The organism is Dyadobacter sp. (genome assembly GCF_051859145.1).
Lineage (GTDB): Bacteria > Bacteroidota > Bacteroidia > Cytophagales > Spirosomataceae > Dyadobacter.
Genome location: NZ_JBHYGF010000167.1, coordinates 5372 through 8414, shown reverse-complemented (window position 1 = coordinate 8414; position 3043 = coordinate 5372). Strand labels below are relative to the sequence as shown.

The 3043-nt window shown below is 50.5% G+C and carries 1 protein-coding gene; it reads left to right on the top strand.

Annotation, left to right across the window (positions count from 1 at the left end; translation table 11 throughout):
- A partial coding sequence (locus tag ACTIE6_RS11160) for a PVC-type heme-binding CxxCH protein (RefSeq protein ID WP_439556707.1) occupies positions 1-3043 on the top strand: 3043 nt, incomplete at both ends.

Below are 3043 nucleotides of genomic sequence, written 5' to 3'. Positions count from 1 at the left end.
TCTTTTAAGGTGGCCGATGGATTTGAAGTTACACTGTTTGCGGCTGATCCGATGGTGGCAAAGCCCATTCAGATGAACTGGGATGCGGAGGGCAGATTGTGGGTGGTGAGCAGCACGGTTTATCCGCATTTGAAAACGGGGGAATCTGCGAATGACAAGATTTTTATTCTGGAAGATACGGATGGTGATGGTAAGGCAGATAAGTCTACTGTTTTTGCCGAAGGATTGATCCAGCCTACCGGTATCCTGCCAGGCGACGGCGGCTGCTATGTGGCGAATTCTACTGAAATCCTGCATTTTTCAGATACGGACGGAGATGGAAAGGCTGATAAGAAGCGCCGGATTTTGAATGGATTCGGAACCGGGGATACCCACCATTTGATCCATACTTTTCGCTGGGGACCAGAGGGAAGAATGTATTTCAACCAGTCGATTTACATTTACAGCCACGTTGAAACGCCATTTGGCATTAAAAGATTGGAAGGAGGCGGTACCTGGGCTTTGAACACGCGGAATCTCGATATGGAGGTGTATGTACGCGGTCTGGTCAATCCCTGGGGTTTGCAGTTTGACCGCTGGGGACAATCGTTCCTGACCGACGGGGCTGGTGGAGAAGGTATTAACTACGGATTTCCGGGCGCTACGTTTGTGACCGCACCAGGTGCAGCCCGCATTATAAGAGGCTTAAATCCGGGTCAGCCCAAGCATAGCGGACTGGATGTGGTTTCGGGCAGACATTTGCCGGATGCGTGGCAGGGAAGAATGATCACCAACGATTTCCGCGCCAACCGGATCAACAGTTTCAGGCTGGAAGAACAGGGCTCAGGCTATGCTTCGAAGCAGGCTGATGATCTGATGTGGACAGATAATGTGGCTTTCCGGCCGGTGGATATTAATGTAGGTCCCGACGGCGCGATTTATGTTGCCGATTGGTATAACCCAATTATCCAGCACGGCGAAGTAGATTTCCACGATCCGCGCCGTGACCAGCAGCATGGCAGGATATGGCGGATTGTGGCTAAAAACCGTCCGCTTGTAAACAAGCCGCAGCTTACAAAAGCCAGTACTACCGAATTACTGGACGCATTAAAACTACCCGAAGAATGGACGCGCCTGCAAGCCAAGCAGGTTTTGAAAGCCATAGGCGCGAAAGAAGTGATACCTGCTTTGCAAAAATGGGTAGCTGGCTTGGATAAGAATGATGCAAACTATGAGCATAACCTGCTCGAAGGATTGTGGGTTTACCAAACAATGGAAACAGTAAATCAGCCGATTTTACTTGAACTTTTGAATGCAAAAAGCCACAATGCACGTGCGGCTGCATTGCGCGCGCTGGAACTTTGGTACCCCAAAATGAACAATGTACCCGCGCTTCTTGCCAAATCCATCAAAGACCAACACGCGCAGGTACGCCTGGAATCTGTGATCGCATTGCGGAAAACCAGAACCCCGGAAGCTGCTAAAACTGCATTGCTTGCATTGGACGGGCAAATGGATGAATTCCTGGATTTTGCATTGTGGCAAACCATTCGCGAGCTGGAACCGGTGTGGCTGGCCAAGCTGAAATCCGAGCCCGAATTTCTTGGTGACGCAAAGAAGACAGCTTATGCATTGAAATCTGCAACAAGCGCTGATGCGGCTACTTTGCTCGTGAAATTGTATCAGAAAGGGCAGGTACCTGAGGATTATCAAAGGGATGTACTCAGCTCTATTGCCAGAACTGGCCAACCTGCCGATCTGAATATGCTCCTCGAATTGTCGCTTCAAAATAAGGATAAAAACGTAGGTGCGCAGCTGGCTGCATTGGAAGATGCGGCGCGGCAGCGCAATGTGCAGCCCGACAAAAATCCGGAGGCTGTGGCTGCATTCATCGATAGCGACGACGATGCCGTAAGTCTGGCTGCGATCAGGTTGGCAGGTTTGTGGAAACTCAATCAGCTGAATACCAGGTTGACGGATCTTGTAAAATCAGGCGATACGGATACTAAAAAAGCGGCACTCGGCGCACTGGCGGCTATCGACAAAGCCAAAGCGCAGAAGTTGATGATGGATTTGACAGGACCTAAGAACCCTGCCGACGTGCGTGTTGTTGCTGCCGCCCAACTGGCTTCGGTTGATCCCAAAGCGGGAGCGCCGATAGCCGCCGACCTGATCCGCACTTTACCCGCAGATACTGACCTGACCGAGCTTTTTGTTGCATTTATCGGTACAAATCCGGGTGCAGCTGCATTGGGTGGGGCTATTGCTGCCAAAAAAATACCGGAGGCGGCTGCAAAAACGGGACGCCAGCTGGTTCGCTCCCGCGCGGGCTGGACGAGGCAGAATATTGATGAAATGAAAATTCTGGTCAATGCACTAGAAGCTTCGGGCGGAACTTTGCCGACGCAGAAAATGCCGCAGGATTTAAACGAACAACAAATTGCAGGACTTGCGAAGCTGGTTAGTGAAAAGGCGGATCCCGCGAAGGGAGAGTTGATCTTCCGCAGAGTCGAATCGAGCTGTACAACTTGTCACGCAATTGGCGGTGCAGGCGGGTTGATCGGTCCTGATCTGAGCAGTTTAGGTACAAGTTCACCGGCTGAGACCATCATTAAATCTATCCTTTACCCAAGCGAGTCGATCAAGGAAGGTTATGATTTGAAAAGAGTTGTGAAAAAAGACGGATCGGAGTTAATGGGGTACCTCGCTTCCGACGGCGCTTCTGATGTGGTGATCCGGGACGTGACGGGCAGGGAGGTTTCCATTCCGAAAAGCCAGTTGCAGGTAATGGAAAAAGTACCAGGCTCGCTGATGCCGCCTGGGTTAACTGCCGGATTGAGTCAGGAAGAATTTATCAACCTGATCGGGTTTTTAACCAAGCTGGGCGAATCGGGTGATTACAGAGTGCCGAATACGCGGTTTGTAAGAAGATGGGAAAGTGTTTCGGGTAAAAAACATGCCGCAATCAGTGATTTGGAAAGTTGGGTTTCCTCTGCCAAAAATCCGAACGCAGTTATTCAACCTGCATACAGTAAGACATCAGGAGAATTACCTATTGACGAGC